General features: G+C 61.0%; 24 protein-coding genes. 19 read left to right on the top strand and 5 right to left on the bottom strand.

Going from position 1 to position 25790, the window contains the following annotated elements:
• Positions 1 to 93: 93 nt before the first annotated feature.
• Together tusA and rlmM are read right to left on the bottom strand one after the other, a co-directional pair.
• Positions 94 to 345, bottom strand: coding sequence for a sulfurtransferase TusA (gene tusA, locus PSJE_RS06855; RefSeq protein WP_056721984.1), 252 nt, complete (start codon positions 343 to 345; stop codon positions 94 to 96).
• A gap of 191 nt (positions 346 to 536) precedes the next feature.
• The gene (gene rlmM / locus PSJE_RS06850; RefSeq protein WP_057715663.1) at positions 537 to 1610 is read right to left on the bottom strand and encodes a 23S rRNA (cytidine(2498)-2'-O)-methyltransferase RlmM; all 1074 of its coding nucleotides are present in this window, start codon (positions 1608 to 1610) and stop codon (positions 537 to 539) included.
• 222 nt (positions 1611 to 1832) lie between these two features.
• Here rlmM and acnA point away from each other — a divergent pair, with 222 nt between their 5' ends.
• The 3 genes from acnA to PSJE_RS06835 all read left to right on the top strand — a co-directional run bounded on the left by acnA (position 1833) and on the right by PSJE_RS06835 (position 7230).
• On the top strand, positions 1833 to 4574 hold the full coding sequence (gene acnA, locus PSJE_RS06845; RefSeq protein WP_090454091.1) for an aconitate hydratase AcnA: 2742 nt from the start codon (positions 1833 to 1835) through the stop codon (positions 4572 to 4574).
• Between the two features lie 193 nt (positions 4575 to 4767).
• Entirely contained in the window at positions 4768 to 5559 is a 792-nt protein-coding gene (locus PSJE_RS06840; protein WP_090454089.1) for a CPBP family intramembrane glutamic endopeptidase, read from the top strand.
• A gap of 105 nt (positions 5560 to 5664) precedes the next feature.
• A complete protein-coding gene (locus PSJE_RS06835; RefSeq protein WP_090454087.1) occupies positions 5665 to 7230 on the top strand; it encodes a methyl-accepting chemotaxis protein in 1566 nt (521 codons plus the stop codon).
• Positions 7231 to 7418: 188 nt separating this feature from the next.
• Here the strand turns inward: PSJE_RS06835 and PSJE_RS06830 are convergent, their stop codons facing one another.
• Positions 7419 to 8096 (bottom strand): alpha/beta family hydrolase, encoded by a 678-nt coding sequence (locus PSJE_RS06830; RefSeq protein WP_090454085.1) that lies wholly within the window; start codon positions 8094 to 8096, stop codon positions 7419 to 7421.
• Between the two features lie 94 nt (positions 8097 to 8190).
• On the opposite strand from PSJE_RS06830, the gene ccoN (PSJE_RS06825) reads away from it, so the two are divergent.
• The 8 genes from ccoN (PSJE_RS06825) to ccoP (PSJE_RS06790) all read left to right on the top strand — a co-directional run bounded on the left by ccoN (PSJE_RS06825) (position 8191) and on the right by ccoP (PSJE_RS06790) (position 15098).
• Positions 8191 to 9615, top strand: a complete 1425-nt coding sequence (gene ccoN, locus PSJE_RS06825) for a cytochrome-c oxidase, cbb3-type subunit I (RefSeq protein ID WP_057715668.1) — start codon at positions 8191 to 8193, stop codon at positions 9613 to 9615.
• 10 nt (positions 9616 to 9625) lie between these two features.
• Positions 9626 to 10234: a cytochrome-c oxidase, cbb3-type subunit II gene (gene ccoO, locus PSJE_RS06820; RefSeq protein WP_057715669.1), complete on the top strand. Its 609-nt coding sequence runs from the start codon at positions 9626 to 9628 to the stop codon at positions 10232 to 10234.
• 3 nt (positions 10235 to 10237) lie between these two features.
• Positions 10238 to 10450: a cbb3-type cytochrome oxidase subunit 3 gene (locus tag PSJE_RS06815; RefSeq protein WP_090454083.1), complete on the top strand. Its 213-nt coding sequence runs from the start codon at positions 10238 to 10240 to the stop codon at positions 10448 to 10450.
• Entirely contained in the window at positions 10447 to 11400 is a 954-nt protein-coding gene (ccoP, locus tag PSJE_RS06810; RefSeq protein WP_090454081.1) for a cytochrome-c oxidase, cbb3-type subunit III, read from the top strand. The genes PSJE_RS06815 and ccoP (PSJE_RS06810) overlap by 4 nt, the downstream gene beginning before the upstream one ends.
• Before the next feature lie 482 nt (positions 11401 to 11882).
• Positions 11883 to 13325 (top strand): cytochrome-c oxidase, cbb3-type subunit I, encoded by a 1443-nt coding sequence (ccoN, locus tag PSJE_RS06805; protein WP_008050393.1) that lies wholly within the window; start codon positions 11883 to 11885, stop codon positions 13323 to 13325.
• Entirely contained in the window at positions 13325 to 13933 is a 609-nt protein-coding gene (gene ccoO, locus PSJE_RS06800) for a cytochrome-c oxidase, cbb3-type subunit II (protein WP_009042961.1), read from the top strand. The genes ccoN (PSJE_RS06805) and ccoO (PSJE_RS06800) overlap by 1 nt, the downstream gene beginning before the upstream one ends.
• 5 nt (positions 13934 to 13938) lie before the next feature.
• Positions 13939 to 14124 carry a CcoQ/FixQ family Cbb3-type cytochrome c oxidase assembly chaperone gene (locus PSJE_RS06795; RefSeq protein WP_003175465.1) on the top strand — a complete coding sequence of 62 codons (186 nt, stop codon included), beginning with the start codon at positions 13939 to 13941 and terminating at the stop codon, positions 14122 to 14124.
• Positions 14121 to 15098, top strand: coding sequence for a cytochrome-c oxidase, cbb3-type subunit III (gene ccoP / locus PSJE_RS06790; RefSeq protein ID WP_057715672.1), 978 nt, complete (start codon positions 14121 to 14123; stop codon positions 15096 to 15098). The genes PSJE_RS06795 and ccoP (PSJE_RS06790) overlap by 4 nt, the downstream gene beginning before the upstream one ends.
• Positions 15099 to 15339: 241 nt before the next feature.
• Here the strand turns inward: ccoP (PSJE_RS06790) and PSJE_RS06785 are convergent, their stop codons facing one another.
• Entirely contained in the window at positions 15340 to 15558 is a 219-nt protein-coding gene (locus PSJE_RS06785; protein WP_131726882.1) for a hypothetical protein, read from the bottom strand.
• A gap of 417 nt (positions 15559 to 15975) precedes the next feature.
• On the opposite strand from PSJE_RS06785, the gene ccoG reads away from it, so the two are divergent.
• From ccoG to PSJE_RS06745, 8 genes are all read left to right on the top strand, one after another.
• The gene (ccoG, locus tag PSJE_RS06780) at positions 15976 to 17391 is read left to right on the top strand and encodes a cytochrome c oxidase accessory protein CcoG (RefSeq protein WP_090454077.1); all 1416 of its coding nucleotides are present in this window, start codon (positions 15976 to 15978) and stop codon (positions 17389 to 17391) included.
• A gap of 11 nt (positions 17392 to 17402) precedes the next feature.
• The gene (locus tag PSJE_RS06775; RefSeq protein WP_057715675.1) at positions 17403 to 17942 is read left to right on the top strand and encodes a FixH family protein; all 540 of its coding nucleotides are present in this window, start codon (positions 17403 to 17405) and stop codon (positions 17940 to 17942) included.
• Positions 17943 to 18061: 119 nt separating this feature from the next.
• Positions 18062 to 20515: a heavy metal translocating P-type ATPase gene (locus PSJE_RS06770; protein ID WP_090454076.1), complete on the top strand. Its 2454-nt coding sequence runs from the start codon at positions 18062 to 18064 to the stop codon at positions 20513 to 20515.
• 22 nt (positions 20516 to 20537) lie between these two features.
• Complete coding sequence (gene ccoS / locus PSJE_RS06765) at positions 20538 to 20756, top strand: cbb3-type cytochrome oxidase assembly protein CcoS (RefSeq protein ID WP_056721958.1); 219 nt, start codon at positions 20538 to 20540, stop codon at positions 20754 to 20756.
• Positions 20749 to 21432 (top strand): sulfite exporter TauE/SafE family protein, encoded by a 684-nt coding sequence (locus PSJE_RS06760; protein WP_090454074.1) that lies wholly within the window; start codon positions 20749 to 20751, stop codon positions 21430 to 21432. Before ccoS ends, PSJE_RS06760 begins: the two co-directional genes overlap by 8 nt.
• Positions 21433 to 21632: 200 nt before the next feature.
• Positions 21633 to 23015 (top strand): oxygen-independent coproporphyrinogen III oxidase, encoded by a 1383-nt coding sequence (gene hemN / locus PSJE_RS06755; protein WP_090457792.1) that lies wholly within the window; start codon positions 21633 to 21635, stop codon positions 23013 to 23015.
• 90 nt (positions 23016 to 23105) lie between these two features.
• Positions 23106 to 23840: a fumarate/nitrate reduction transcriptional regulator Fnr gene (gene fnr / locus PSJE_RS06750; RefSeq protein WP_046041331.1), complete on the top strand. Its 735-nt coding sequence runs from the start codon at positions 23106 to 23108 to the stop codon at positions 23838 to 23840.
• A gap of 80 nt (positions 23841 to 23920) precedes the next feature.
• On the top strand, positions 23921 to 24469 hold the full coding sequence (locus PSJE_RS06745; RefSeq protein ID WP_008057870.1) for an adenine phosphoribosyltransferase: 549 nt from the start codon (positions 23921 to 23923) through the stop codon (positions 24467 to 24469).
• 139 nt (positions 24470 to 24608) lie between these two features.
• Here PSJE_RS06745 and PSJE_RS06740 read toward each other — a convergent pair whose 3' ends face one another.
• Positions 24609 to 25757 (bottom strand): acyl-CoA dehydrogenase family protein, encoded by a 1149-nt coding sequence (locus PSJE_RS06740; RefSeq protein WP_090454072.1) that lies wholly within the window; start codon positions 25755 to 25757, stop codon positions 24609 to 24611.
• Between the last annotated feature and the right edge of the window lie 33 nt (positions 25758 to 25790).

Genomic DNA, 25790 nt, shown 5'->3' with positions numbered 1-25790 from the left:
GAAGGTCGTGAACGATAACGCGCGAAAACCAGATGCCCAACGGCGCCTTCGTTATTTTCGCGAGCAAGCTCGCTCCTACAGGGGGCTTGTTGGTTAAACAGACTTCTTGCGAATCCAGTAGAGGTAGGTGCCCTCATCTTCGTGCTGTGCCACCAGTTCATGGTCGAGAAACACACAGAACTTGGGAATGTCGCGACGGGTCGACGGGTCAGTGGCGATCACCTTGAGCAGGCCGCCGGGCACCAGATCACGGATGTGTTGATGCAGCATCATCACCGGCTCGGGGCAGTTGAGGCCGGTGGCGTCGAGGGTGCCGTCTACCGGCGTATCAAGCATTTCACTCATGATTCACTCCTGAAGCTGGCCGGCATTGTCGCGCATTGCCGGGTGTAACGTCATCTGTGGCATTACGCCGCCCCCTTGTAGGAGCGAGCCTGCTCGCGATGATCGTCAACGATGACGCGGGAGACCTGACACCCCGTGGTGCTCTCAGGTCCATCGCGAGCAGGCTCGCTCCTACAGGGGATTGCGGTGTTTCAGCGGGACTTGGGTTTCTTCACGTCCAGTCGACGCAAATGGCAAGTCACTTCCTCGCGGTCGTGGTACAGCTGCTTGCAGCCAATCTCGACCTTGATACCCCGGGCCTTGAAGCCATCGGCAATGCGCTCGAGCAAACGTTTCACTTCGGCATAGCGCTGTTTCATCGGCAGTTTGAGATTGACCACTGCCTCGCGGCAATGGCCGTCGCCGATCCACTCTTCCAGCATCGCGGCGTTGCGCGCCGGCTTCTCGACGATGTCGCAGACCATCCAGTCCACCGGTTGCTTGGGCTTGAAGGTGAAACCGTCAGCCATCAAGTGCTGCACCAGACCGGTGTCCATCAGGCTTTCGGCCATCGGGCCGTTGTCGATGGCCGTGACCAGCATGCCACGGTTGACCAGTTGCCAGGTCCACCCACCAGGGGCGGCCCCCAAGTCAACGCCGGTCATGTCGCCATGCAGGCGCTCGTCCCACTGGTCGCGCGGGATGAAGTGGTGCCAGGCCTCTTCCAGCTTGAGGGTCGAGCGGCTCGGCGCCTCGCGGGGGAACTTCAAACGGGGAATGCCCATCGGCCACATCGCCGAGTTGTTCGACTCCGCCAGGCCCATGAACACTTCACGACCGCTCTTGAACGTCAGCAGCAAACGCGGCTTGTGGGCATCTTCCACCAGCTTGCCGGCCGCCATCAGCGCCTTGCGCAGGTGCACTTCGAATTTCTTGCAGAAGTTCGACAGTTCCTTGCCGTCGTTGGTGTCGACCATTTCCAGCCACAGGCTGCCGCACAGCGGAAAGTCCGCCATATGGGCGAGGATCACGCTGATGCGGTCGGTTTCCGGCAGATCGATGAAAATCCCCCGGGCCCACTGGCGCGGGAAGATCAGCTCGGCAAAACGCTGCCCGCGCATCAGGCGCTCGGCGCCGTCTTCTTCGGTGCAGACAAACTCGGCGCAAGCAGTTGCCGCCTTGGCCTTGGCATAACCGGCCACGTTCAAGCGCGCGGCGAGGTCGGAAATCTCGGAACAGACTTCGCCTTCGAAGCCCGGCCGGCAATGCATAAAGAGGGTGTTCATTAATACTCCTGGACCCTGTAGGAGCGAGCTTGCTCCCACAAAGAGAGACCGCTTGCCCTGAAGCAAAGCCTGTCACGAAAACCGGCGCATGATAGCCGAGATCGGAAGCTGGAGCTTGTCGATAGAACCCGGTTATTAGCCAGCTACTGAAAACAGAGCTAGGTTTAATGTTCTGCCCATCCCCTCAGTCCGTAGCCGTGCGGACTCAAAGGAGTGATTGCAATGCCGTCCCTCGATAGCCTGAATACGCTCAAGACCCTGCAAGTCGGCAACAAGACCTACCACTACTTCAGCCTGCCCGATGCCGCCAAAAGCCTGGGTGATCTGGACAAGTTGCCGATGTCGTTGAAAGTCCTGCTGGAAAACCTGCTGCGCTGGGAGGACGAAAAAACCGTCACCGGTGCCGACCTCAAGGCATTGGCCGCGTGGCTCAAGGAGCGTCGTTCCGACCGCGAGATCCAGTACCGCCCCGCGCGGGTGCTGATGCAGGACTTCACCGGCGTACCAGCGGTGGTCGACCTGGCCGCGATGCGCGCGGCGATGGCCAAGGCCGGCGGCAATCCGCAACGGATCAACCCGCTGTCGCCGGTGGACCTGGTGATCGACCACTCGGTGATGGTCGACAAGTTCGCCAGCAGCAGCGCCTTCGAGCAGAACGTCGACATTGAAATGCAGCGCAATGGCGAGCGCTATGCGTTCCTGCGCTGGGGCCAGAGTGCCTTCGACAATTTCAGCGTGGTGCCGCCGGGCACCGGGATCTGCCACCAGGTGAATCTTGAATACCTCGGCCGCACGGTCTGGACCAAGGACGAGGACGGCCGCACTTACGCCTTCCCGGACACTCTGGTTGGCACCGATTCCCACACCACCATGATCAACGGCCTCGGCGTGCTTGGCTGGGGTGTCGGCGGTATCGAGGCGGAAGCGGCGATGCTCGGGCAACCGGTGTCGATGCTGATTCCCGAAGTCATCGGTTTCAAACTCACCGGCAAGCTCAAGGAAGGCATCACCGCCACCGACCTGGTGCTGACCGTGACCCAGATGCTGCGCAAGAAAGGCGTGGTGGGCAAATTCGTCGAATTCTACGGCGACGGCCTTGCCGACCTGCCCCTGGCCGACCGCGCGACCATCGCCAACATGGCCCCGGAATACGGCGCCACCTGCGGTTTCTTCCCGGTGGACGACATCACCCTGGATTACCTGCGCCTGTCCGGCCGGCCCCTGGAAACGGTGCAACTGGTCGAGGCCTACAGCAAGGCCCAGGGCCTGTGGCGCCTGCCCGGCCAGGAACCGTTGTTCACCGACAGCCTGGCGCTGGACATGGGCAGCGTCGAAGCCTGCCTCGCGGGGCCGAAACGCCCGCAGGACCGGGTGACGCTGCCGAATGTCGCGCAAGCGTTCAGCGACTTCACCGACCTGCAATTCAAGCCCACCAGCAAGGAAGAAGGCCGTCTGGAAAGTGAAGGCGGTGGCGGTGTTGCCGTCGGTAATGCCGATATGGCCGGCGAAGCGGATTACGATTACGAAGGCCAGACCTATCGCCTGAAAAACGGCGCCGTGGTCATCGCCGCGATAACCTCCTGCACCAACACCTCCAACCCCAGCGTGATGATGGCCGCCGGGCTGGTGGCGAAGAAGGCCGTGGAAAAAGGCCTGAAACGCAAACCCTGGGTGAAGAGCTCGCTGGCCCCCGGCTCGAAAGTGGTTACCGACTACTACAAGGCGGCCGGCCTGACCCAGTACCTCGATGAATTGGGCTTTGCCCTGGTCGGCTATGGCTGCACCACTTGCATCGGCAACTCCGGGCCGCTGTCGGAGCCCATCGAGAAAGCCATCCAGCAAGCCGACCTCACCGTGGCCTCCGTGCTCTCGGGCAATCGCAACTTCGAAGGCCGGGTGCATCCATTGGTGAAAACCAACTGGCTGGCCTCCCCGCCGTTGGTGGTGGCCTATGCGCTGGCCGGCACGGTGCGCACCGACCTCAGCCGCGAACCGCTGGGCGATGGCAAGGACGGCAAACCGGTGTACCTGCGGGACATCTGGCCAAGCAGCAAGGAAATTGCCGACGCCGTGAATCAGGTCAACACCGCCATGTTCCACAAGGAGTACGCCGAAGTGTTTGCCGGTGATGAACAATGGCAGGCGATCAAGGTTCCGCAGGCGGCGACCTATGTCTGGCAGGACGACTCGACTTACATCCAACACCCGCCGTTCTTCGACGACATCGGCGGCCCAGCGCCGGTGGTCAAGGATGTCAGCGGCGCCAGGATCCTCGCACTGCTCGGCGACTCGGTGACCACCGACCACATTTCCCCGGCCGGCAACATCAAGGTCGACAGCCCGGCAGGACAATACCTGCGCGACAAAGGCGTGGAACCGCGGGACTTCAACTCCTACGGCTCGCGGCGTGGCAACCATGAAGTAATGATGCGCGGCACCTTCGCCAACATTCGCATACGCAACGAAATGCTCGGCGGCGAAGAAGGCGGCAACACCCGCTACATTCCCACCGGGGAAAAAATGTCGATCTACGACGCCGCCATGCGCTATCAGGCTTCGGGCACGCCGCTGGTGGTGATCGCCGGCCAGGAATACGGCACCGGCTCGAGTCGCGACTGGGCGGCCAAGGGCACCAACCTGCTGGGGGTGAAAGCGGTCGTCGCCGAAAGCTTCGAACGGATTCACCGCTCCAACCTGGTGGGCATGGGCGTGCTGCCGTTGCAATTCAAGCTGGATCAGAACCGCAAGAGCCTGAAACTGGACGGCAGCGAAACCCTGGACATCCTCGGCTTGACCGGCGTCGAGCTGACGCCACGGATGAACCTGACGCTGGTCATCACCCGCGAAGACGGCAGCCGCGAGAAGATCGAGGTGTTGTGCCGCATCGATACGTTGAATGAGGTGGAGTACTTCAAGTCCGGCGGGATTCTGCACTACGTGTTGCGGCAGTTGATCGCGTCTTGACCGACCGCTGACAAAGACACCGCCTTCGGGCGGTGTCTTTGTTTGGGGCACGAAAGTCCATGTGGGAGCGAGCTTGCTCGCGATATGGACATAACATTCAACATTGTTGCCGACAGTCGGTAAGCTATCGCGAGCAAGCTCGGTCCCACAGGGGTTTGGCGGTGCATCGCAAATCCCGACAAAAGGACTTCAAATGATTGCCCTGCCATGGACGCTTCTGGCCCTGCTTTCCTTCGGCTACGGCCTGGCGCTGACCTACGGCCATCTCGGCTGGCTCTCGGCAATCTCGGTGTTCCTGTTGCTGGTCGCAGGTGTCGCCGTCCGCCAACGCGACATCCCTTTTGCCCGCAACCTCGGCCACGGCCTGTTCATCGTTCTGGCCCTGGCATTGGCGACGCATTGGCTACCCGGCTTCTATAACGGTCGCGCCATCGACCCCCAGCGTTTTACCGACAATGCCGTGTCATTCGCCATGCACCTGAACCTGGACAAACCGCTGATCGGCTTCTGGCTGTTACTGGTTTGCCCGTGGATTGTCGGCCGCCGTTCGCTTCGGTTGTCACTGTATGCCACCGTACTGGCCCTGACCTTGAGCGCCATGCTGGCATTGGGTGGCGCGCTGTTGCTGGGCGTAATCGCCTGGGCGCCGAAATGGCCGGATCAAGCCTGGCTGTGGTTGCTGAACAATCTGCTGCTGGTGACGCTGGTCGAGGAGGCGCTGTTCCGTGGCTACATCCAGGGCGGCCTGACCCGGTATCTCAAAGACCGGCCCTACGGTGAACACCTCGCCCTGCTGCTGGCGTCATTGGTCTTCGGCCTGGCCCATGCCGGCGCGGGATGGCAGTGGGTATTGCTGGCAACGCTGGCCGGGGTCGGCTATGGCCTGGCCTATCGGTTCGGGGGGCTGGGTGCCGCCATCGCCAGCCACTTTGGCCTGAACCTGCTGCACTTCGGTCTGTTCACCTATCCGATGCTCGCCGGCTGACGCAAGGGTCATTTTGCGACGCATTGCCGATTATCGAAAAATAATCTCAACAATCCGCCAGCCTTGCCGATACAGCACTTGAAAGCCTTGCGGATTAAAAAAGCCATGCGTAACAACCAGCCAATTACACAACGCGAGCGGACCTTCCCGGCTCAGCAACGGTTGATTTCCACCACCGATGCCAAGGGCATGATCACCTACTGTAACGACGCTTTCGTCGAGATCAGCGGGTTTTCCCGAGAGGAATTGATCCGTGCACCGCACAACCTGGTCCGTCACCCCGACGTCCCGGCGGCGGTGTTCGCACACATGTGGGACACGCTGAAACAAGGCTTGCCATGGATGGGCATTGTCAAGAATCGCTGCAAGACCGGTGATCATTACTGGGTGAACGCCTATGTGACACCGATCTTCGAAGGCAATCAGGTGATCGGTTATGAGTCGGTGCGTGTCAAGCCCACCGCCGAACAGATCCGCCGTGCCGAAGCGCTCTACCAGCGCATCAACCAGGGCAAGTCAGCCATTCCCTCCTCGGATAAATGGTTGCCGATCCTGCAGGACTGGCTGCCGTTCATTCTGGTCAGCCAATTGAGCTTCATGATCGGTGCCTCGTTGAACTCCCACTGGGGGTTTGCCCTGGCTGCCGGTCTTTCGGTGCCACTGGGCCTGATGGGCCTCCAGTGGCAACAGCGAGGCCTCAAGCGTTTGCTGCGCCTGGCGGAGCAGACCACCTCCGATCCGTTGATCGCACAGATGTACACCGACAGTCGCGGCGCCCAGGCGCGTCTGGAAATGTCCATCCTCAGTCAGGAAGCACGCCTGAAAACCTGCCTGACGCGTCTGCAGGACACGGCCGAACACCTGACCGATCAGGCCCGACAGTCCGACGCCCTGGCGCACAACAGCTCCAGCGGCCTGGAACGTCAACGGGTCGAAACCGAGCAAGTGGCCACAGCGGTCAACCAGATGGCCGCGACCACCCAGGAAGTCGCCAACCACGTGCAACGCACCGCCGACGCCACCCAGGAAGCCAACCGCCTGACCGGTCGTGGTCGTGACATCGCCGGGGAAACCCGCGAAGCCATCCAGCGCCTGTCGGTAGTCGTCGGTGAAACCGGCGTGACCGTGACCCAACTGGCCAAGGACAGCAACGAAATCGGCGGCGTGGTCGACGTGATCAAAGGCATCGCCGACCAGACCAACCTGCTGGCCCTGAACGCCGCCATCGAAGCGGCCCGTGCCGGCGAAATGGGTCGTGGTTTTGCGGTGGTGGCCGACGAAGTCCGTCAGCTGGCGCAACGCACCAGTGAGTCCACCGGGCAGATTCACGCACTGATCGCCAAGCTCCAGCACACCGCCGGCACTGCCGTGCAAACCATGGAAGCCGGGCATCGTCAGGCGGAAGAAGGCGTGGCGCGGGTACTGGAAGCGGACCAGGCCCTGGTGGGGATCAGCGAAGCGGTGGCCAACATCACCGACATGACCACCCAGATCGCCGCCGCGACTGAAGAGCAAAGTGCCGTGGCCGAAGAGATCAGCCGCAACATCAGCAACATTTCGGAACTGGCGGACCAGACCTCGGAACAGGCACAGAACTCGGCGTTGCTGAGTGAAGAGCTGACCAAGACTGCCAATACACAGTATTCGTTGGTGGAGCGGTTTAACCGCTGATTGCTGCTGGAATGATAAAAACCCGGACAGTGAGAGCTTCCGGGTTTTTTATTGAGCCGGTGACAGTGATGTTGTCTGGTAGTCCCCCATCGCGAGCAAGCTCGCTCCCACAGGGTTTTGAGCCACACCACAAATCACTGTGGGAGCGAGCTTGCTCGCGATGGGGGCCTTACAGCCCGCACAAAACCTCACTGAAGGAATGAAGCCACCTTCTGCGCCGCAGCCGCCAAATGCTGCTCATGGTTAAACCCCGAAGCCTTCAGCGGCTTCAAGTCATGATCCCCCGCCACCAGCCAGAACACCTCGATACCCGGCGATAGCGCGTAACCCTCAACCGCCTCCCGGTTGCCCAACGCATCGCGCTCACCTTGCACAATTAAGGTCCGCGCCTTCAGCGCCGCCAAATGCTCAACCCGTGGCTTCTCCGGTTTGCCCACCGCATAGAACGGATAACCCAGGCACACCAGCCCATCCGCGCCCAATTCGTCCGCCAGCAGACTGGCCATGCGCCCGCCCATGGACTTGCCGCCGATGGCCAGCGGCCCAGTGACATGGCGTCGCACCTGGGCATACACCTCACGCCAGCATTCCAGCAGTTTCGGTGCGGGGTTCGGCGGGCGTTTACCGCCATCGAGGCGCCGTTGCGCCATGTAGGGAAACTCGAAGCGCAACACGTTGACGCCTTGAGCGGCGAGGCGTGCAGCCATGTCGCTCATCCAGTCGCTGTCCATCGGTGCGCCGGCGCCATGGGCGAGGATCAGCGTCGCCGCAGCCTTGCCAGCGGCAGCATTCCACAACCATCCATGATCCCGCACGCACTGCGCCCATTGATCCCCGTCAATACCGGCCTTGTGCCCTTTGTCCATGCTTGCCTCGCTTTTAGTCTGCCTATAACTCCGGCCGAAGGGTGCACTGCCTTGCGCTGCGCGCTCACTTCGGCTGAACCGTGGATGGGGAACCATGAACACTTCTATCAGTACCGCCTACAACTACAAGGTGGTCCGCCAATTCGCCATTATGACGGTGGTGTGGGGCATCGTCGGCATGGGGCTCGGGGTTTTTCTCGCTGCCCAGTTGGTCTGGCCCGAACTCAACTTCAATTTGCCGTGGACCAGCTTCGGCCGCCTGCGCCCACTGCACACCAACGCCGTGATCTTCGCCTTTGGCGGCTGCGCGTTGTTTGCCAGTTCGTTCTATTCGGTGCAACGCACCTGCCAGACCCGGTTGTTTGCGCCGAAAATCGCCGCGTTCTGTTTCTGGGGCTGGCAGCTGGTGATCCTGCTGGCGGCCATCAGCCTGCCGCTGGGCTACACCAGCTCCAAGGAATACGCCGAGCTGGAATGGCCGATCGACATCCTGATCACCATTGTCTGGGTCGCCTACGCCATCGTGTTCTTCGGCACGATCATGCAGCGCAAGACCAAGCACATCTATGTCGGTAACTGGTTCTTCGGTGCGTTCATCGTCACCGTCGCGATCCTGCACATCGTCAACAACATGGAACTGCCGGTCAGCTTCACCAAGTCCTACTCGCTGTACTCCGGCGCCACCGATGCGATGGTGCAATGGTGGTACGGACACAACGCCGTAGGCTTCTTCCTCACCGCCGGTTTCCTCGGAATGATGTATTACTTCGTGCCGAAACAGGCCGAACGTCCGGTGTACTCCTATCGTTTGTCCATCGTGCACTTCTGGGCACTGATCACCCTTTACATCTGGGCCGGTCCGCACCACTTGCACTACACGGCGCTGCCGGACTGGGCGCAGTCGCTGGGCATGGTGATGTCGCTGATCCTGCTGGCGCCGAGCTGGGGCGGGATGATCAACGGCATGATGACCCTGTCCGGTGCCTGGCATAAGTTGCGCAGCGACCCCGTCCTGCGCTTCCTCGTGGTGTCGCTGGCGTTCTACGGCATGTCGACCTTCGAAGGGCCGATGATGGCGATCAAGACGGTCAACGCCCTCTCCCACTACACCGACTGGACCATCGGCCACGTACACGCAGGCGCCTTGGGCTGGGTGGCGATGATCTCCATCGGCGCGCTGTACCACATGATCCCGAAAGTCTTCGGCCGCGAGCAGATGCACAGCATCGGCCTGATCAACGCGCACTTCTGGCTCGCCACCATCGGCACCGTTCTGTACATCGCCTCGATGTGGGTCAACGGCATCGCCCAGGGCCTGATGTGGCGTGCGGTGAACGAGGACGGCACGCTGACCTACTCCTTCGTCGAAACCCTGGTGGCCAGCCACCCAGGCTTCGTCGTGCGGCTGGTGGGTGGCGCGATCTTCCTCAGCGGCATGTTCCTGATGGCCTACAACACCTGGCGCACCGTGCGGGCCTCGCAGCCTGCCGAAGTCGCCGCTGCCGCGCAGATGGCCTGAGGAGTCCGCCATGAAACACGAAACTATCGAGAAAAACGTCGGCCTGTTGCTGCTGCTGATGATCCTGGCCGTGAGCATCGGCGGCCTGACCCAGATCGTCCCGCTGTTCTTTCAGGACGTGACCAACAAACCGGTGGAAGGCATGAAGCCCTACACCGCGCTGCAACTGGAAGGTCGCGATATCTATATCCGCGAAGGCTGTGTCGGCTGTCACTCGCAGATGATCCGTCCGTTCCGCGCCGAGACCGAACGCTACGGGCACTACTCGGTGGCCGGTGAAAGCGTGTGGGATCACCCGTTCCTGTGGGGCTCGAAACGCACCGGGCCGGACTTGGCCCGTGTCGGTGCGCGCTACTCCGATGACTGGCACCGCGCGCACTTGTACAACCCGCGCAACGTCGTGCCGGAGTCGAAGATGCCGGCGTACCCGTGGCTGGTGGCCAACCCGGTCGACAGCAGTCATACCGAAACCAAGATCAAGGCCATGCGTACCCTGGGCGTGCCGTACACCGACGAAGACATCACCGGCGCCGTCGCTTCACTCAAGGGCAAGAGCGAAATGGATGCGTTGGTCGCCTACCTGCAAGTGCTCGGCACTGCCATCAAGAGCAAGAGGTGAGCCATGCCCCTGTCTTTTACAGAGATCGAATTGAGCACTGGAATGATCCGCGGCCTGGGCACCGTCTTGGTGTTCGTGGCCTTCGTCGGCCTGACACTGTGGGTATTCAACGGCAAGCGCAGCCCGGAATTCGCCGAAGCGCGCCTGCTGCCGTTCGCCGACGAGCCACAACCCGACATCACTGACGAATCAGCAACAAGGAGTACCCGGCCATGACCACCTTCTGGAGTACGTGGATCTGCGTACTGACCATCGGCAGCCTGATCGGCCTGACCTGGTTGCTGCTCAGCACCCGCAAGGGCGAAACCAAGGGCAGTGTCGACCAGACCATGGGCCACAGCTTCGACGGTATTGAGGAGTACGACAATCCGTTGCCGCAATGGTGGTTCATGCTGTTCGTTGGCACCTTGGTGTTTGCCGTCGGCTATCTGATCCTCTATCCGGGCCTGGGCAACTGGAAAGGCATCCTCCCCGGCTACGAAAACGGCTGGACCGGGGTGCACGAATGGGAAAAGGAAATGGCCAAGGCTGACACGAAGTTCGGGCCGATCTTCGCCAAATTCGCGGCAATGCCCGTGGAAGAAGTGGCCAAGGACCCGCAGGCTCTGAAAATGGGCGGCCGCCTGTTTGCCTCCAACTGCTCGGTGTGCCACGGCTCGGACGCCAAGGGTGCATTCGGCTTTCCCAACCTGACCGACAGCGACTGGCGCTGGGGCGGCAACCCGGAAACCATCAAGGCCACCGTCATGGGCGGCCGGATGGCGATGATGCCGGCCTGGGGTGAAGTCCTGGGGGAGGAAGGTGTGAAAAACGTCGCCGCTTATGTGCGCCATGATCTGGCCGGCCTGCCGTTGCCCGCCGACAGCAAAGCCGACCTGCAAGCTGGACAGCAAGCCTTCAGCACCACCTGCGTCGCCTGTCACGGAGCCAACGGCCAGGGCACTGAAGCCATGGGCGCACCGAACCTGACCCACCCGGCCGGCTTCATTTACGGTACAAGCCTGACGCAGCTTGAACAGACGATTCGGCATGGTCGCCAAGGCCATATGCCGGCGCAGAACGAACTGCTCGGCAACGATAAGGTGCAGTTGCTGGCTGCGTATGTGTACAGCCTGTCGCACGGTTTGAATACCGAGCGCCTGCAGGCTGAAGACAACCGCAAATAAATTTCGACCGCTCTGCTGCCGCATTCTCCCGGATGCGGCAGTTCCCTGCCCCTTTGCGACCCATTGTCGCACACTCGCACAGACTTTCTTTCGGAACCCCGGATTCGAGTCTAAGCTTCCCCCGATGCGGACTGGCCGGTGCCGGTTCCAGGTCGACCCTGAACGATGTGTTCGACGAATCTGCCCGATGACAGGCCGCAAAGGCTGGTAGATACCGGCTGTCGCGCCAGTTGCCTTCGGTCAGCCAAACGTTGCGTTTGAACACACCGCGTTACATCCGACCTGACCCCCTCGCCTGATCAGTCCGCCGGGACGTTTTGCCCACGGGCAATTTTGTCCCTACGCGGCGCATGGAAAGGCCGCAGAATCAGCTTTTGAAAGCATTGACCCAGGTCATGGCGCGTTGCAATGACCCCCTGCTTTCTCCATACTTGCGGCCGATTTTTAATCCTAATAAAACACCCAAACCGTGGAACCTTAGAATGAGCACAGCAATCAGTCCGACTGCTTATAACTATAAGGTAGTCCGCCAGTTCGCCATCATGACGGTGGTCTGGGGGATCCTTGGCATGGGGCTTGGTGTCTTCATCGCCTCGCAACTGGTCTGGCCGGAGTTGAACTTCGGTCTGGCATGGACGAGCTTTGGACGCCTGCGCCCGTTGCACACCAACCTGGTGATTTTCGCCTTCGGTGGATGTGCACTGTTTGCCACTTCTTATTACGTCGTGCAGCGAACCTGCCAAACGCGACTGATTTCCGACAGCCTCGCCGCCTTCACCTTCTGGGGATGGCAAGCGGTGATCGTCGGCGCGATCATTACCTTGCCGATGGGTTTCACCACCACCAAGGAATACGCGGAACTGGAATGGCCCCTGGCTATTCTGCTGGCCATTGTCTGGGTCACCTACGGTCTGGTGTTCTTCGGCACCATCGTCAAGCGCAAGACCAAGCACATCTATGTGGGTAACTGGTTCTACGGCGCGTTCATCGTCGTGACCGCGATGCTGCACATCGTCAACCACATGTCGCTGCCGGTCAGCCTGTTCAAGTCCTACTCGGCCTACTCGGGTGCGACGGACGCGATGATCCAGTGGTGGTACGGCCACAACGCCGTGGGCTTCTTCCTGACCACCGGCTTCCTGGGCATGATGTACTACTTCGTGCCGAAACAGGCCGAACGTCCGATCTACTCCTATCGCCTGTCGATCGTGCACTTCTGGGCGCTGATCACCCTGTACATCTGGGCCGGTCCGCACCACCTGCACTACACCGCGCTGCCGGACTGGGCTCAGTCCCTGGGCATGGCAATGTCGATCATCCTGCTGGCGCCAAGCTGGGGCGGCATGATCAACGGCATGATGACCCTGTCGGGCGCCTGGCATAAGCTGCGCACCGACCCGATCCTGCGCTTCCTGGTCGTCTCCCTGGCGTTCTACGGCATGTCGACCTTCGAAGGCCCGATGATGGCGATCAAGACCGTCAACTCCCTGTCGCACTACACCGACTGGACCATCGGCCACGTACACGCCGGCGCTCTGGGCTGGGTTGCGATGATCTCGATCGGCGCCATCTACCACATGATCCCGAAACTGTTCGGTCGTGCGCAGATGCACAGCACCGGCCTGATCAACACGCACTTCTGGCTCGCAACCATCGGTACCGTGCTCTACATCGCCTCGATGTGGGTCAACGGCATCACCCAGGGCCTGATGTGGCGTGCAATCAACGATGACGGCACCCTCACCTACTCGTTCGTCGAAGCGCTGCAAGCCAGTCACCCGGGCTTCATCGTCCGTGCCCTGGGCGGTGCGTTCTTCGCCACCGGCATGTTGTTCATGGCCTACAACGTATTCCGTACCGTACGCGCCTCGAACCCGGCTGAAGCCAAAGCCGCCGAACAGATTGCCGTAGTTGGAGCTCACTGATGAAGCATGAAGCAGTCGAGAAGAATATTGGCCTGCTGGCCTTCTTCATGGTCATCGCCGTCAGCATCGGCGGCCTGACCCAGATCGTTCCGCTGTTTTTCCAGGATGTCACCAACAAGCCGGTCGAGGGCATGAAGCCCCGCACCGCCCTTGAACTGGAAGGCCGGGACGTTTATATCGCCAACGGTTGTGTCGGCTGCCACTCGCAGATGATCCGCCCGTTCCGTGCTGAAACCGAACGCTATGGCCACTACTCCGTCGCCGGTGAAAGCGTCTGGGACCACCCGTTCCTGTGGGGTTCCAAGCGTACCGGTCCGGACCTGGCCCGCGTCGGCGGTCGTTACTCCGATGACTGGCAGCGTGCGCATTTGTACAACCCGCGCAACGTGGTGCCTGAGTCGAAAATGCCAGCCTACCCGTTCCTCGTGGAAAACAAGCTCGACGGCAAAGACACCGCCAAGAAAATGGAAGTCTTGCGCACGCTCGGCGTCCCTTACACCGACGAAGACATCGCCGGTGCCAAGGATGCTGTGAAGGGCAAAACCGAAATGGACGCGCTGGTGGCCTATCTGCAAGGCCTGGGCACCATCATCAAAAGCAAACGGTGATCTAAATGGATATCGGGATGATTCGTGGCCTGGGCACCGTCGTTGTGATGGTGGCCTTCATCGGTCTGGCGCTGTGGGTATTCAGCCCCAAGCGCAAGTCTGAGTTTGAAGACGCGACCTTGCTGCCTTTTGCGGATGATCCCGAAGCCATCAAGCACGTCGAGCAAGCTTCTAGGAGTAACAAAGAATGACTACATTCTGGAGTCTGTACGTCACAGTCCTCAGTCTCGGTACGATCTTTTCCCTGACCTGGCTGTTGCTGTCGACCCGCAAGGGCCAGCGCAGCGAGCAGACAGACGAGACCGTCGGGCACTCCTTCGATGGCATCGAGGAGTACGACAACCCGCTGCCGAAATGGTGGTTCATGCTGTTCGTGGGCACCATCATCTTCGCACTGGGTTACCTGGTGCTGTATCCGGGCCTGGGTAACTGGAAAGGCCTGCTGCCGGGTTATGGCTACCTCGACAACGAGAAGCAGACCCCGTTCGCCAACGGCCAGACCGGCTGGACCGGCGTTCACGAGTGGGAAAAGGAAATGGCCAGGTCGGACGCCAAGTTCGGTCCGATCTTCGCCAAGTTCGCGGCCATGCCAATCGAAGAAGTGGCCAAGGACCCGCAAGCCCTGAAGATGGGCGGCCGCCTGTTCGCCTCCAACTGCTCGGTTTGCCACGGTTCCGACGCCAAGGGCGCCTACGGCTTCCCTAACCTGACCGACGCCGACTGGCGCTGGGGCGGCGACGCGCAAGCCATCAAGACCACCATCATGGGCGGCCGTCACGCGGTGATGCCTGCGTGGGCTGAAGTGATCGGCGAGCAAGGCGTGGCCGACGTGGCCGCGTTTATCCTGACCAACCTCGATGGCCGCAAGCTGCCGGAAGGCGCCAAGGCCGACCCGGCTGCCGGGCAGAAACTGTTCGCCACCAACTGCGTGGCGTGCCACGGTCCGGAAGGCAAGGGTACGCCAGCGATGGGCGCACCTGACCTGACTCACCCGGCAGCGTTCATCTACGGCTCGAGCTTCGCTCAACTGCAGCAGACCATCCGTTACGGCCGTCAGGGCCAGATGCCTGCGCAAGAGGCAATGCAGGGTAACGACAAGGTTCACCTGCTGGCCGCTTACGTCTACAGCCTGTCTCACGGTGAGAAGGCAGCGGACGCCGAGTAAGGCAAACGCTTGAAGCAACAAAAAACGGCCCCGCCAATGTGAATTGGCGGGGCCGTTTTCATTTCAAGTCTACGCACGCTTATTTGCGCATAGTTCCATGGACTTGCTGGCGAGTCATCCGGGTTATTATTTTTCACGCACTCTTCGATCAACCAATGTAAAACGGCTTCGCCATTTTTAGTTGGCAAAACCGTTTTAGACGCTCATGAACACACTTCGCATTCATGCGTATTGGTTGTAATCAAGGAAGGTTACCGCCACCCAGACTATCCAGACCACCAGTCCCTTTCTTGTTGCCTGAAGAGCGATTTTCCTGAACTTTTTTCGCCGTCGGCGCCACCATATCCACAGTCGTGGCTGGTGCCGGAATCGTGCAGTCTGTACCAGGCTCATGAGCTTCGACAGTGACTGGTCCAACAGACTGAGTTGCCCAGGTGCAATCTTTATCATTAATAGACATTTTTACTTATCCTTAAGTAGATTTTTAAATATACGACACGCAATACCACAATCAAATCTTATTGCTGCCGCAGTGACAACTTATTAAAACAAGAACCAAACATCCATCGACCAACAATCACAAAGTATGACCAAAGTTAAAAACATATTCTTTATACAGCAGACTTTTGATATCTCTTTCCACCCAGGCACCCGTCGACGCTCGACGGAGAAAAAAGATAAATCGTCTATAGTCAATTGACCTGCATCATGTTTTGTTACATCTGCTACACCATTCATGATTTTTCCCCAACGCGACCAAAGGTCGCACCCGCAGGCTAGAGCGACAGGCGTATCATTGCGCCACTGCAACACCCCTTTTTGACCGCGGTCGGCACGTACTGACCGAGGCATTTTTCCACTGCCGTGGGATGCAATGATGAGCAACCAGATTCCGGTACACGACGTCACTCCACCCACCAAGAACGCGAACAACAGCGTCGACCTCTACGCCTCCAGGGAAAAAATCTACACCCGCGCCTTCACCGGCCTGTTTCGCAACCTGCGGATGACCGGCGGAGCCCTGTTGTTCCTGCTGTACTTCGGCACGGTGTGGCTGGATTGGGGCGGTCATCAGGCCGTGTGGTGGAACCTGCCGGAGCGCAAGTTCTTCATTTTCGGCGCCACCTTCTGGCCTCAGGATTTCATTCTGCTGTCCGGCATGTTGATCATCGCCGCCTTCGGCCTGTTCTTCATCACCGTGTACGCCGGACGGGTCTGGTGCGGCTATACCTGCCCGCAAAGCGTCTGGACCTGGATTTTCATGTGGTGCGAAAAAGTCACCGAAGGTGACCGCAACCAACGCATCAAGCTCGACAAGGCGCCGATGAGCGCCAACAAGTTCGTGCGCAAGTTCAGCAAACACAGCTTGTGGCTGTTGATCGGCTTCGTTACCGGCATGACCTTCGTCGGCTACTTCTCGCCGATCCGCGAGCTGGTATTCGAATTTTTCACCGGCCAGGCGGATGGCTGGTCGTACTTCTGGGTCGGTTTCTTCACCCTCGCCACTTACGGCAACGCCGGCTGGTTGCGCGAACAGGTGTGCATCTACATGTGCCCGTACGCACGCTTCCAGAGCGTGATGTTCGACAAGGACACCCTGATCGTTTCCTACGATCCGCGCCGTGGCGAAGGCCGTGGACCGCGTAAAAAAGGTATCGACTACAAGGCCCAGGGCCTGGGCGACTGCATCGACTGCACCATGTGCGTCCAGGTCTGCCCGACGGGCATCGACATCCGCGACGGCCTGCAGATCGAATGCATCGGTTGCGCCGCCTGCATCGATGCCTGCGACGCCATCATGGACAAGATGGACTACCCGCGCGGACTGATCAGCTACACCACCGAGCACAACCTGTCCGGACAGAAAACCCATAAACTGCGCCCGCGCCTGATTGGCTATGCCATTGTGCTGCTGGCGATGATCAGCCTGCTGGTAACGGCATTCTTCATGCGTGCGCTGGTGGGTTTCGATGTCAGCAAGGACCGCGTGCTGTACCGCGAGAACGCCGAAGGCCGGATCGAAAACGTCTACAGCCTGAAAATCATGAACAAGGACCAGCGCGACCATACCTACCTGCTCGAAGCATCCGGCCTGCCGGATCTCAAATTGCAGGGTCGACGCGAGATCAAGGTTGCGGCCGGCGAGATCGTCAGCCAGCCTGCCGAGCTGTCCGTTGCACCGGAAAAACTGCCGTCGAGCACCAACGAGGTGAAATTCATCCTCAAGGACGCCGATGACGACAGCGTCCACATTGAAGCCAAGAGCCGGTTCATCGGCCCACAGAATCGTTGAGAGAACTGAACATGCCCGCAGCAAATGCCGCAAGCCCCTGGTACAAGCACCTCTGGCCGTGGATCATCATCGGGATCCTGGCCTGCTCGGTGGCCCTGACCTTGTCCATGGTGACCATCGCGGTGAACAACCCGGACAACCTGGTCAACGACAACTACTACGAGGCTGGCAAAGGCATCAACCGCTCCCTCGACCGTGAGCTGCTGGCCCAGACCCTGAAAATGCGCGCCAGCGTTCATCTCGACGGCATGACTGGCGAGGTTGACCTGCGCCTGAGCGGCGACAGCCAGCCCAAGACCCTGGAGCTGAACCTGATCTCGCCGACCCAGCCGGAAAAGGATCGCAAGATCACCCTGACCCGCAGCGAAACCGAACAGGGCCGCTACATCGGCCAATTGAGTGACAAGATCGAAGGCCGGCGTTTTGTCGAGTTGCTTGGCACTCAGGACGAGCACATCTGGCGCATGTTCGAAGAGGAACCGGTCAGCCATGACAAGGATCTGCTGCTGGGTGACGAACCGCTGCAAGGTGCTGAAGACCTGAAAAAGTAAAGCCGCGCTTCGCGCATCGCGAGCAAGCTCGCTCCCACAGTTGATCCCTGTGGGAGCGAGCTTGCTCGCGATGAGGCCCTATCCGACGATAGAGATTCAGCAGTACTAGTGAATACTCCATGACCACCACCCCACTCCCCTGCTACCACTGCGCCCTGCCCGTCCCGGCCGGCAGCCGCTTCACCGCTGCGGTCCTGGGGCAAACCCGCGAATTCTGCTGCCCAGGCTGCCAGGCCGTGGCCGAGGCCATTGTCGCCGGTGGCCTGGAAAGCTATTACCAGCACCGCAGCGAAGCCTCGGCCAACCCTGAAGCGCTGCCGGTGCAACTGGTGGATGAACTGGCGCTGTACGACCGCGCCGATGTGCAGCAGCCCTTTGTCCGCCACGATGGCGAACTGGCCGAAACCACGCTGCTGATGGAAGGCATCAGCTGCGCGGCCTGCGGCTGGCTGATCGAAAAACACCTGCGCACGATGCCGGCGGTAGCCGAAGCGCGCCTGAACCTGTCCAACCATCGCCTGCACGTCCGCTGGGCCGATGGGCAGTTGCCGCTGAGCCAGGTCCTCAGCGAACTGCGTCACATCGGGTACGCCGCACACCCGTATCAGGCCGACCGGGCCAGCGAACAACTGGCCAGCGAAAACCGCCTGGCCCTGCGCCAGCTCGGCGTGGCCGGTCTGCTGTGGTTCCAGGCGATGATGGCAACCATGGCCACCTGGCCTGAATTCAACATCGACCTCAGCCCCGAACTGCACACCATCCTGCGCTGGGTCGCGCTGTTCCTCACCACCCCGATTGTGTTCTACAGCTGCGCGCCGTTCTTCAAAGGCGCCATGCGCGATCTGCGCACCCGCCATCTGACCATGGACGTTTCCGTGTCGCTGGCCATCGGCAGCGCCTACATCGCCGGGATCTGGACGTCCATCACCGGGGTCGGCGAGCTGTATTTCGATGCCGTCGGCATGTTTGCCCTGTTCCTGCTGGCCGGGCGTTATCTGGAACGCCGCGCCCGCGAGCGCACCGCCGCCGCCACCGCGCAGCTTGTGAATCTATTGCCCGCCTCGTGCCTGCGATTGACAGCCGACGGCCAGAGCGAACGCATTCTGCTCAGTGAACTGCGTGTCGGCGATCAGGTGCTGGTTCATCCGGGCGCCATTCTCCCGGCTGACGGCAAGATCCTCGACGGCCAGTCGAGTGTCGACGAGTCGCTGCTGACCGGCGAATACCTGCCGCAACCACGCACCCTCGGCGACGCGGTCACCGCCGGCACAATGAACGTCGAAGGCGCACTCACCGTCGAGGTCCAGGCCCTGGGCCAGGACACTCGCCTCTCGGCCATCGTTCGCCTGCTCGATCGTGCCCAGGCGGAAAAACCGCGCCTGGCGGAAATCGCCGACCGCGCCGCGCAATGGTTCCTGCTGTTGTCGCTGATCGCCGCCGCCGCGATTGGCCTGTTGTGGTGGCAGTTGGATGCCTCGCGAGCCTTCTGGATCGTGCTGGCGATGCTGGTGGCGACCTGCCCGTGCGCCTTGTCGCTGGCGACGCCGACCGCCCTCACCGCCGCCACCGGCACACTGCACAAACTCGGTCTGTTGCTGACCCGCGGCCATGTGCTGGAAGGCCTGAACCAGATCGACACGGTGATTTTCGACAAGACCGGCACCCTCACCGAAGGACGCCTGGCGCTGCGCTCGATCCGCCCCCTCGGCGCGCTCGACAGCGATCAATGCCTGAGCCTCGCCGCCGCCCTGGAAAACCGCTCCGAACATCCGATCGCCCGCGCTTTCGGTCGTGCGCCGACGGCTGCCGAAGAAGTCCACAGCACACCGGGCCTTGGCCTGGAGGGGCTGGTTGATGGGCGGCGTCTGCGTATCGGCCAACCGGGTTTTGTCTGCGAACTCAGCGGTGCCATGGTGCCATCGATGCCCGAAGAACCCGGCCAATGGCTGCTACTGGGCGACAGCGAGGGGCCGCTGGCCTGGCTCGTCCTCGATGATCGCTTGCGTGCCGATGCGCCCGCGCTGCTCGCCGCTTGCAAGGCCCGTGGCTGGCGCACGCTGCTGCTGTCCGGCGACAGCTCGCCGATGGTCGCCAGCGTGGCCGCGGAACTGGGTATCGATGAAGCCCGCGGCGGCTTGCGTCCGGACGATAAACTGCAGGTCCTGCAACAACTCCACAAGGAAGGCCGCAAGGTGTTGATGCTCGGTGACGGGGTCAATGACGTGCCGGTGCTGGCGGCTGCGGATATCAGCGTCGCCATGGGCTCGGCCACCGACCTGGCAAAAACCAGTGCCGACGCCGTGCTGCTGTCCAACCGCCTCGACGCGCTGGTGCAAGCCTTCAGCCTGGCGCGGCGCACCCGCCGGGTCATTATCGAGAACCTTCTGTGGGCCGGGTTGTACAATGGCCTCATGTTGCCCTTCGCCGCCCTCGGCTGGATCACTCCGGTATGGGCGGCGGTGGGCATGTCGATCAGTTCGTTGACCGTGGTGTTGAACGCGCTGCGCCTGACTCGCATGCCGAGCGCGCCCGCCCCCGGCACCACGCCAGAAACCCGCCCGCTGCCGGCCTGAGCCGCGCGGGCATGGAGTCCAGATGCCAGCTCTTTACGTGATGATTCCCGCTGCGCTGCTGATCGTGGCCATCGCCGTCTATATCTTCTTCTGGGCGGTGGACAGCGGTCAGTACGACGACCTTGACGGCCCGGCCCACAGCATCCTGTTCGACGACCAGGACCCGAACCACACCGCCGCCGTCGACGAGGCCAGCGGCCAACCGGCCAAAACGGACGACAAGGCCCCGCCCCATGCTTGAATTGACGCCACTGCTGGTGTCTGCGGTGATCCTCGGCTTGCTCGGCGGCGGCCATTGCCTGGGCATGTGCGGCGGCTTGATGGGCGCGCTGACCCTGGCGATTCCCAAGGAGCAACGCAGCCGCCGCTTTCGTCTGCTGCTGGCCTATAACCTGGGCCGGATTCTGAGCTATGCCTGTGCCGGACTGCTGATCGGCCTGGCCGGATGGGCCGTGGCCAGCAGCCCGGCGGCGATGTTCCTGCGCATCCTCGCCGGCTTGCTGCTGATTGCCATGGGCCTGTACCTGGCCGGCTGGTGGAGCGGCCTGACCCGTATCGAAAGCCTCGGTCGAGGCCTGTGGCGGCATATCCAGCCAGTCGCCAACCGGTTACTGCCGGTGTCGAACGTTCCGCGTGCGCTGCTGTTGGGCGCACTCTGGGGCTGGCTGCCGTGCGGTCTGGTCTACAGCACCTTGTTATGGTCGGCCAGCCAGGGCGACGCGCTGGACAGTGCGGTGTTGATGCTCGCGTTCGGGCTCGGCACCTGGCCGGTGCTGCTGGCGACAGGCCTTGCCGCCGAGCGCATCACCGCACTGTTGCGCAAGCGCAGCGTGCGGATGGCGGGTGGGATGCTGGTGATGCTGTTTGGCATCTGGACGTTGCCGGGGCCGCATCAGCATTGGTTGATGGGGCATTAAACCGGCGGCGCGCCCATCGCGAGCAAGCTCGCTCCCACAGGGGAGTCGCTGCGTACACAAAACCTGTGGGAGCGAGCTTGCTCGCGATGAGGCCCTCACAAACGACAAAGATTCTGACCTTGATGCAAATCAAGATGCCCCACCCCGCCCTCGCATAAAGTGGCCGACACTGCCAGCCTATCCGGGGGAATGCCCGCATGATGCTCGACGCCATTCGTTGGGACACCGATCTGATCCGCCGTTATGACCTGGCGGGACCACGCTACACCTCGTACCCGACCGCCGTGCAATTCAACAGCCAGGTCGGCACCTTCGACCTGTTTCATGCCCTGCGCGACAGCCGCAAGGCCCAACGCCCGTTGTCGCTGTACGTGCACGTGCCGTTCTGCGCGAACATTTGCTATTACTGCGCCTGCAACAAGGTCATCACCAAGGATCGCGGGCGGGCGCAGCCGTACTTGCAGCGTCTGGAACAGGAAATCCAGTTGATCGCCTGCCACCTCGACCCAACGCAGAAAGTCGAGCAACTGCACTTCGGTGGCGGCACACCGACCTTTCTCAGCCACGACGAACTGCGCCAGTTGATGGCGCATTTGCGCAAACACTTCAATTTGCTGGACGACGACTCCGGCGACTACGGCATCGAGATCGACCCGCGCGAGGCCGACTGGTCAACCATGGGCCTGCTGCGCGAACTGGGTTTCAATCGGGTCAGCATCGGCCTGCAAGACCTCGACCCGGCCGTGCAACGTGCAGTCAATCGCCTGCAAAGCCTGGAAGAAACCCGCGCGGTGATCGACGCCGCCCGCACCTTGCAGTTTCGCTCGATCAATATCGACCTGATCTACGGCCTGCCGAGACAGACACCGGAGAATTTCGCCCGCACCGTGGAAGAGGTCATCCGCCTGCAACCGGACAGATTATCGGTGTTCAACTACGCCCACCTGCCAGAACGCTTCATGCCGCAGCGGCGCATCAACAGCGATGAACTGCCGACACCGGCGCAGAAACTGGAAATGCTGCAGCGCACCATCGAGCAACTGATCGGCGCCGGTTACCGCTACATCGGCATGGACCACTTCGCCCTGCCCGACGACGAGCTGGCGATTGCCCAGGAAGAATCGACCCTGCAACGCAATTTCCAGGGCTACACCACCCACGGTCATTGCGACTTGATCGGCCTCGGCGTGTCGGCAATCAGCCAGATCGGCGACCTGTACTGCCAGAACAGCAGCGACCTGAACCAGTACCAGAACGCGCTCGCATCCATGCAACTGGCCACCAGCCGCGGCCTGCTGTGCAATGCCGATGACCGGCTGCGGCGTGCGGTCATCCAGCAATTGATCTGCAATTTCAGTCTCGAATACGCTGACATCGAGCAGGCCTTCAACATCGATTTCCAAGGCTATTTCGGCGATCTCTGGCCCCAGTTGCAATACATGGCCAAAGACGGGCTGATCGAACTCGATCGCGACAGGATCACCGTCCTGCCCGCCGGGCGACTGTTGGTGCGCTCGGTGTGCATGGTGTTCGACGCGTACCTGGAACAACACAGTCGCCAGCGATTTTCACGGGTAATCTAATTCTGCAAGCTAGCGCCCCAGACTGGCCTCGATATCCTATGGTGAGTTACCCTTACGTCTTATGTGTGAATTCCCACAAGGATTGAAGAAATGTCCGAGCCAGTAAAACTGCGCGCTCATAATCAAGCCCATTGCAAGGATTGCAGCCTGGCCCCTCTTTGCCTGCCACTTTCGCTGAATCTGGAAGACATGGATGCGCTGGACGAAATCGTCAAACGTGGCCGGCCGCTGAAAAAAGGCGAATTTCTGTTCCGTCAGGGCGATACCTTCGATTCTGTCTACGCGGTCCGTTCTGGCGCCCTCAAGACCTTCAGCCTGAGCGACACCGGTGAAGAACAGCTCACCGGCTTCCACCTGCCCAGCGAACTGGTCGGCCTGTCGGGCATGGACACGGAAAAGCACCCTGTGTCGGCACAAGCCCTGGAAACCACCTCGGTGTGTGAAATTCCTTTCGAGCGTCTCGACGAACTGGCCCTGCAATTGCCGCAGTTGCGCCGTCAGCTGATGCGGGTGATGAGTCGCGAAATCCGTGACGACCAGCAGATGATGCTGCTGCTGTCGAAAAAGACCGCCGACGAACGCATCGCCACCTTCCTGGTCAACCTTTCGGCACGTTTCCGCGCCCGGGGTTTTTCCGCCAATCAGTTCCGCCTGAGCATGTCGCGTAACGAAATCGGCAACTACCTGGGCCTGGCGGTGGAAACCGTGTCCCGCGTTTTTACCCGCTTCCAGCAAAACGAGCTGATTGCGGCAGAAGGCAAGGAAATCCGGATTATCGACCCGATCCAGCTGTGCGCCCTGGCCGGTGGCTCACTGGAAGGCTGAAACAAAACGTTGCGGCTGAGCGAAACGGTTCAGCCGCCGTTATACTGCGTCGTTTGCAGCCCTGCCAGGACACCACGACGATGGTCTTCGACTCCTTCGACATCAAATCCCTCATCCGCCCTGTCATCGACTTCCCGAAACCGGGTGTGATCTTTCGCGACATCACCCCGCTGTTCCAGTCGCCCACGGCCCTGCGCCTGGTGATGGACAGCTTCGCCCACCGTTATGTCGAGGCTGACTTCACCCACATCGGCGCGATGGACGCCCGTGGCTTCCTGATCGGTTCGGTACTGGCCTATCAGTTGAACAAGCCGCTGGTGCTGTTCCGCAAGCAAGGCAAGCTGCCAGCCGACGTGCTGGCCGAGGGCTATGCGACCGAATACGGCGAAGCCTTCCTGGAAGTGCACGCCGACAGCCTGTGCGAAGGGGATTCGGTGGTGATGTTCGATGACCTGATCGCCACCGGCGGCACCCTGATTGCCGCCGCCAACCTGATCCGCCGCATGGGCGCCCGGGTGCATGAAGCGGCGGCGATCATCGATCTGCCGGAGCTGGGTGGCTCGCAGCGTCTGGAAGACATGGGCATTCCTACGTTCTGCCTGACGCAGTTTGCGTTGAGCGACAAGTAAGCGGCGCCGGTCAGACCGCCATCGCGAGCAAGCTCGCTCCCACATTCGACCGCGTTCTGTCAGAAAGAATGCAATCCACTGTGGGAGCGAGCTTGCTCGCGATGGCGTCAGCGGCAACACCACTAAATTCAAGATCGGTTCAAAGCCCCATCTGCTTGCTGATGATCTCGTTCATCACTTCCCGCGTCCCGCCGCCAATCGACAGGATGCGGTTATCGCGATACAGCCGCTCCACCAGGCTCTCGCGCATGTAACCCAGCCCTCCGAGTATCTGCACCGCATCGTTCACGATCCGGTCCGCAGTATCTGTCGCAAAATTCTTGGCCATGGAAATCTCCTTGATCACGCTCTGCCCCGCCGCCATTTTCGCGGCCTGGCGGTAAGTGAATTCCCGGGACACCTCCAGCGCGGTCGCCATCTCGGCGAGGCGATGCTTGATCACCTGAAACTTGCCGATCGGTTTGCCAAAGGCTTCGCGCTGGCGCGCCCATTTCAGGCTCTCTTCCAGCGCCAGCTGTGCGGTCATGTTGGCCATCAATGCCAGGGCCAGACGCTCGCTCTGGAAGTTGCCCATGATGCAGGCAAAGCCCATGTTCTCGGCGCCGATCAGGTTTCCTGCGGGCACTGGGCAATCATCGAAGAACAGTTCAGCGGTGTCTGACGCCCACCAGCCCATTTTCTTCAGCTGCCGTCCTACGGTGAATCCCGGTGTGCCCTTCTCGATCAGTAACAGGCTGATGCCACCGAAACCCGGTTCGCCCGTTCGCACTGCGACGGTATAGAAATCCGCGCGCACGCCGCTGGTGATAAAGGTCTTGCTGCCACTGACCCGGTAAAAGTCACCGTCGCGCACGGCACGGGTTTGCAGGTTGGCGACGTCGGAACCGCCGCCGGGCTCGGTGATGGCCAGGGCGCTGATCTTCTCTCCCGACAGCACCTGGGGCAGCACTCGGTCCCGCACTTCGGGTCGGGCCCACTTGAGGATGGGCGGCAAGCCGATATCCAGCGACCCCAGGCCGGCAACCAACCCGCCTGAGCCACAACGCATCAACTCTTCACTGGCGGCAACCTTTGCGAACAGATCCCCTTCGTGGCTGCCTCCGTAGGCCTCCGGGTACCCGATGCCGAGAATCCCCGCCGCGCCGGCCTTGAGGTAGAGCTCGCGAGGAAAGCTTTCGGCTTCTTCCCACTGCGAGACGTCAGGAAGAATCTCGCGTTCGACGAAACGTCTGACGCTGTCGCGGACCAATTGGTGGCTGGGGTCGAAGTATTCCTGAAAGGCAGACATCGGCGAGCTCCACTGAAGGGGTCAGTGAAGTTA

This window comes from Pseudomonas jessenii, assembly GCF_002236115.1.
Classification (GTDB): domain Bacteria; phylum Pseudomonadota; class Gammaproteobacteria; order Pseudomonadales; family Pseudomonadaceae; genus Aquipseudomonas; species Aquipseudomonas jessenii.
The sequence above is the reverse complement of the archived record's forward strand: the minus strand, read 5'-3'. Positions and strand labels throughout refer to the sequence as shown.

Coding starts and splice junctions, on each gene's coding strand:
- tusA (WP_056721984.1), bottom strand. CDS start 345: ATGAGTGAAATGCTTGATACGCCGGTAGACGGCACCCTCGACGCCACC.
- ccoO (WP_009042961.1), top strand. CDS start 13,325: ATGAAGCATGAAGCAGTCGAGAAGAATATTGGCCTGCTGGCCTTCTTC.
- hemN (WP_090457792.1), top strand. CDS start 21,633: ATGCTCGACGCCATTCGTTGGGACACCGATCTGATCCGCCGTTATGAC.
- ccoN (WP_008050393.1), top strand. CDS start 11,883: ATGAGCACAGCAATCAGTCCGACTGCTTATAACTATAAGGTAGTCCGC.
- PSJE_RS06795 (WP_003175465.1), top strand. CDS start 13,939: ATGGATATCGGGATGATTCGTGGCCTGGGCACCGTCGTTGTGATGGTG.
- ccoG (WP_090454077.1), top strand. CDS start 15,976: ATGAGCAACCAGATTCCGGTACACGACGTCACTCCACCCACCAAGAAC.
- PSJE_RS06775 (WP_057715675.1), top strand. CDS start 17,403: ATGCCCGCAGCAAATGCCGCAAGCCCCTGGTACAAGCACCTCTGGCCG.
- ccoP (WP_090454081.1), top strand. CDS start 10,447: ATGACCACCTTCTGGAGTACGTGGATCTGCGTACTGACCATCGGCAGC.
- ccoN (WP_057715668.1), top strand. CDS start 8,191: ATGAACACTTCTATCAGTACCGCCTACAACTACAAGGTGGTCCGCCAA.
- PSJE_RS06835 (WP_090454087.1), top strand. CDS start 5,665: ATGCGTAACAACCAGCCAATTACACAACGCGAGCGGACCTTCCCGGCT.
- PSJE_RS06830 (WP_090454085.1), bottom strand. CDS start 8,096: ATGGACAAAGGGCACAAGGCCGGTATTGACGGGGATCAATGGGCGCAG.
- rlmM (WP_057715663.1), bottom strand. CDS start 1,610: ATGAACACCCTCTTTATGCATTGCCGGCCGGGCTTCGAAGGCGAAGTC.
- PSJE_RS06785 (WP_131726882.1), bottom strand. CDS start 15,558: ATGTCTATTAATGATAAAGATTGCACCTGGGCAACTCAGTCTGTTGGA.
- PSJE_RS06740 (WP_090454072.1), bottom strand. CDS start 25,757: ATGTCTGCCTTTCAGGAATACTTCGACCCCAGCCACCAATTGGTCCGC.
- ccoO (WP_057715669.1), top strand. CDS start 9,626: ATGAAACACGAAACTATCGAGAAAAACGTCGGCCTGTTGCTGCTGCTG.
- acnA (WP_090454091.1), top strand. CDS start 1,833: ATGCCGTCCCTCGATAGCCTGAATACGCTCAAGACCCTGCAAGTCGGC.
- PSJE_RS06840 (WP_090454089.1), top strand. CDS start 4,768: ATGATTGCCCTGCCATGGACGCTTCTGGCCCTGCTTTCCTTCGGCTAC.
- ccoS (WP_056721958.1), top strand. CDS start 20,538: ATGCCAGCTCTTTACGTGATGATTCCCGCTGCGCTGCTGATCGTGGCC.
- fnr (WP_046041331.1), top strand. CDS start 23,106: ATGTCCGAGCCAGTAAAACTGCGCGCTCATAATCAAGCCCATTGCAAG.
- PSJE_RS06745 (WP_008057870.1), top strand. CDS start 23,921: ATGGTCTTCGACTCCTTCGACATCAAATCCCTCATCCGCCCTGTCATC.
- PSJE_RS06770 (WP_090454076.1), top strand. CDS start 18,062: ATGACCACCACCCCACTCCCCTGCTACCACTGCGCCCTGCCCGTCCCG.
- ccoP (WP_057715672.1), top strand. CDS start 14,121: ATGACTACATTCTGGAGTCTGTACGTCACAGTCCTCAGTCTCGGTACG.
- PSJE_RS06760 (WP_090454074.1), top strand. CDS start 20,749: ATGCTTGAATTGACGCCACTGCTGGTGTCTGCGGTGATCCTCGGCTTG.
- PSJE_RS06815 (WP_090454083.1), top strand. CDS start 10,238: ATGCCCCTGTCTTTTACAGAGATCGAATTGAGCACTGGAATGATCCGC.